This is a genomic window from Mycobacterium sp. TH-M103 (assembly GCF_057473785.1).
In genome coordinates, this window is the sequence record NZ_JBYCLG010000073.1 from 1 (window position 1) to 3,988 (window position 3,988).

At 67.3% G+C, this 3,988-nt stretch carries 4 protein-coding genes; 3 read left to right on the top strand and 1 reads right to left on the bottom strand.

Translation table 11 applies throughout. From position 1 onward, the window contains the following. The 3 genes from AC2VOR_RS04340 to AC2VOR_RS04350 all read left to right on the top strand — a co-directional run. A partial coding sequence (locus AC2VOR_RS04340) for an alpha/beta hydrolase (protein WP_486963258.1) occupies positions 1 to 873 on the top strand: 873 nt, incomplete at its 5' end. Between the two features lie 45 nt (positions 874 to 918). Further along, the gene (locus AC2VOR_RS04345) at positions 919 to 1,995 is read left to right on the top strand and encodes a hypothetical protein (RefSeq protein WP_486963259.1); all 1,077 of its coding nucleotides are present in this window, start codon (positions 919 to 921) and stop codon (positions 1,993 to 1,995) included. 17 nt (positions 1,996 to 2,012) lie between these two features. Then, on the top strand, positions 2,013 to 2,795 hold the full coding sequence (locus tag AC2VOR_RS04350) for an SDR family NAD(P)-dependent oxidoreductase (protein WP_486963260.1): 783 nt from the start codon (positions 2,013 to 2,015) through the stop codon (positions 2,793 to 2,795). A gap of 81 nt (positions 2,796 to 2,876) precedes the next feature. Here the strand turns inward: AC2VOR_RS04350 and AC2VOR_RS04355 are convergent, their stop codons facing one another. After that, positions 2,877 to 3,890 carry an NAD-dependent epimerase/dehydratase family protein gene (locus AC2VOR_RS04355; protein ID WP_486963261.1) on the bottom strand — a complete coding sequence of 338 codons (1,014 nt, stop codon included), beginning with the start codon at positions 3,888 to 3,890 and terminating at the stop codon, positions 2,877 to 2,879. Positions 3,891 to 3,988 lie beyond the last annotated feature (98 nt).

Consider the following 3,988-nt stretch of genomic DNA (forward strand, 5'->3'; position numbering starts at 1 on the left):
GCCCCCCTGCCCGACGCGATGCCCGACATGGCCGCCATCGATGAGGCCGTCATTCCCGGTCCCGCGGGCGACATCCCGGCCCGGATCTACCGTCCCACCGCCGAGACCGGCGGCCCCGTGTCGGTTTATCTGCATGGCGGTGGACTCGTGATGGGCTCCAACCACTCCTTCGAACCCCTGGCGCGTGAGCTGGCGGCTGCGTCGGCGGCCGCCGTCGTGGCGGTCGACTACCGCCTGGCCCCGGAGTCGCCCCCGCCGGCGCAGTTCGACGACGCCTACGCGGCCACGGAGTGGGTTTCGCGGAACGCGCCGCAACTCGATGTCGATGCCGCACGGCTGGCCGTCGTCGGCGACAGCGCCGGCGGGTCGCTCGCGGCCGCGGTCGCGCTCGCCGCCCGCGACCGCGGCGGACCCCCAATCTGCGCGCAGGTGCTGCTGTATCCGGGGCTGGACCGCGACATGTCCGCCCCGTCGGTCACCGCACTGGCCGATGCGCCGATGCTGGCCCGCGACGACATCGACTACATGCACGCCCTCGTCGACGGCGACGCCGGCCCACCCACCGACCCCTACCTGGTCCCCGCGTATGCCTGCGACCTGTCCGGCCTGCCGCCGGCGATCGTGGTGACCGGCGGTTGCGACCCCATCCGCGATTGGGGCGAGCGCTACGCCGCCCGGTTGGCCGACGCCGACGTGCAGACCACCACCACCCGCTATCCGGGCGCCTACCACGGCTTTTTGATGCGCTCCGACGCGACCGCGCGGGGCCGGCTGGCTATCGCCGAGGTCGGCGCGCTGCTGTGCGCCAAATTCCGGCATCCGGTGCGCTTTGACGTCCCGATCACCGGACAGCCGTCGACCGCATTGCGTTGACGCTGCCCACAATCAAGCGATTCAGGATTGCAAAGGAGACTGCTGATGCTCACCGACGAGCGGCGGATGGAGCTTTCCGACGTATTGCGGCCCGCCGCACCGCCCCGCGAGATCGACAATGTGTACACCGACGACCAACGCGAGCGCCTGCTCGACGTCGTGCGCTCCGAGGGCCCGTGGAAGCTGATCATCGCCCAGCACTTTGCGTCGCCCGACGAGCTGATGGCCACGATGAGCGGCGTCTTCCCGGAGGGTTTCACCCCTTCGCTGGACCTGTTTTTGACGCCGACCTTTCGCGGCTACCTGGCCAACTACGGCGCGGTGCTCTACCCGCAGCTGCACGACTGCTTTTACAACGAACGATTCCTCGAGATGGCCAAGAGCTACTGGAACGCTGAATACGCCAAGCCGCAGTTGATGCTGTTCAACATCAACGGGCCGTGCGCCAACCGCGACCCGGGCCATCTGGATTCGCCGAGCTTCCGCGGCGTGCGGCACGAGAATGCGCCCACGTGGCTGAGCAGCGTGATGGGCAAATCCGGATTGTTCCGTGACTACCTGATCAAGATGGCGCAGGTGATCACCTGGTTCTCGCTCGATGACGGAAGCGGATTCACCTATTGGCCCGAGGGACCGTTGAAGGCGCCACGCCGTGTGCTGCCGCCGATCTACAACCGCGGCGTCGTGGTGCAGAACGAGATGATGGTGCACCGTGGCGAGGCCAACGGCCCACTGGACCAACAGGTTCCGGCTGGCCTGGCGTTCGACACCATGTTCACCGGCGACCCGGGTGACCGCGACCACTGGCTGCTGCAGAACGGCGGGGAGGTGATCGCCCGCCACCACACCGATGAGCTGCGCTTCCTGGTGCACTGGTCGGCCGAGGTGTTCTCCGACTACGAGGAGCTGAAGAAGAACATGGAAGGCTCCGATGACCTCACGGTGGACAAGGCCATCGACATGATGGTCGACGACCTCGCGGGCAAGGGCATCAAGCTCGATATCCCTGGCGAACCGCTGCACGACCCGGCGTTCATCGGCGCACTGAACGCCGCCTACGACATCGGCGGGCCGGCGGTTTACCCCGAAAAAGCCCCGCTCAGTGCCTTCCAACTGGCATGACCGAAAGGAGTTCGCCGATGGATCGTTTCGCCGACAGGCGGGTCATCGTCACCGGAGCCGCCTCGGGGATCGGACAGGCCACCGTCGCCCGGTTGCTCGACGAGGGCGGCACCGTCGTCGCCTACGACATCTCGGCGGACGGGTTGGCGGGAACGGCGGCCGCGGCTGAGGACGCCGGCACCGGGAAGCGCCTGACCACCGCCGTCCTCGACATCTCCGACGAGGACGCCGTGAGCGCCGCGGTGGATGCGGCCATCGCCGAACTCGGCGGACTCGAGGTGTTGGTCAACGCGGCCGCAATTCAACGGTGCGCCAACACGCATGAGCACCCGCTGGCCGACTGGAAAGCCACCCTTGCGGTCAACCTGACGGGCACCTTCCTGATGACCCGCCAGGCGCTTCCGGCGCTGCTGACTTCCGGCCGCGGCGTCGTGGTCAACTTCACCTCCACCGCGGCGTCATTCGCTCACCCCTACATGGCGGCCTACGCGGCCAGCAAGGGCGGGGTGTTGTCGTTCACGCACTCCCTTGCGCTGGAGTATTCGAAGCGGGGGTTGCGCGCGGTCAACATCCAACCCGGCGGCGTGGCCACCGCGCTGGCGCTGAGCACGCTAGACAAGATGCCCGAGGGTTACGACTTGGGGCTGTGGGCCAAGCAGACACCGCTGCTGCACGGCAGCGCGAACGAAATCCTGGGTGACCCGAGTGCGGTGGCCGCGGTGGTCGCCATGGTGGCTTCTGACGACGGCGCGTTCATCACCGGCACCGAAATCCGGATCGACGGCGGCGCGCACGCCTGATGGGCAACATGCCGTTCCGGAGCTTCAACTGTCCTGTGCAAGCCTGCACAGCAACACCGCATCCTGCCTCGGTGACCTCGGCTACCCGCGCCGCGTCGCTCGTGGCGCTTCGGCGTTCGAGCCCAGGTCGAAGGTCGCAATGATGGCTTCCGTGGCCGATCGCCACGCGACGTGCAGATCACGCAGCGTTTCGGAGTCGTCAGTCGGTATCGCCGCGGTGATCAGTTGCGCGGCTTCGAAACTGAACCCGCTGCCCAGCGGCACCAGCGCGGACGCAAGATCAGACAATCGACCGACGAGTCGAAACATACCCGCGCTCATCGGTACCCGACGTATACGATGCCCCGAGCCTCGCTCGATCGCCGAGATCATCGCATCGAACGTCAGCATCTGCCCACCGCACAGATAACGCCGCGGCCCGCGCCGCGGCCGCATCAGACGCTCGTGGACGTCGGCGACATCGCGAACGTCGATCATCTGCATGCCGGCACTGCGCAGTCTCGGTGCGACTCGAAACCGCACCATGGTCCCCCAACCTTGCTCGGTGATACCAGGTGGTGTGTGCAGCGCCGGCCCGACCACACTGGACGGATAGGTCACCACCACTGGCGCACCTCGACGCTGCAGCTCGCGCGCAACTCGGTCGGCATAGGACTTCGTCCGCGCGTAGGCCGACCGACCTTGCGCCGTGGGCGAGTCCGGACCGATTATCCGCCCCGGTGGCGGGAACAGCGCACTGTAGCTCGACACCAGGACAACCGGGTCGAGCCCGAGCGCCACACCGCGACGCATGACCCGCTCGGCGGCGTCGGCGTTGATGTCCCACATCAATTGCTCACGCCGGTTGTCGGTGCCCACCACGCCCGCGCCGTACAGCACAGCGTCGCACCCCTCCAGCAACGCGTCGATGACCCCCGGCGCCCGAAGATCAGCGCGCAGCACCGATACCGACCCCGCAGAAGTGAACCGGCCCATCAGGACGTCGTTAGACCACTGTGGTTCCACCAGCAGGTTCACGCTGTGCCCCGCGGCGAGCAGCCCGCTGACGATATGAGCGCCGAGGTAACCCGTTCCGCCCGTCACCGCAATGTGCATCGAACAACCCTATTCGGCCACTATTCGGCCTGGACGATCGTGAGCTCTCCCGCCGTTACGGCGTCCTCGATCGAATGGCGCAAGCTCGAACATGCCAG

Coding starts and splice junctions, on each gene's coding strand:
- AC2VOR_RS04350 (WP_486963260.1), top strand. CDS start 2,013: ATGGATCGTTTCGCCGACAGGCGGGTCATCGTCACCGGAGCCGCCTCG.
- AC2VOR_RS04345 (WP_486963259.1), top strand. CDS start 919: ATGCTCACCGACGAGCGGCGGATGGAGCTTTCCGACGTATTGCGGCCC.
- AC2VOR_RS04355 (WP_486963261.1), bottom strand. CDS start 3,890: ATGCACATTGCGGTGACGGGCGGAACGGGTTACCTCGGCGCTCATATC.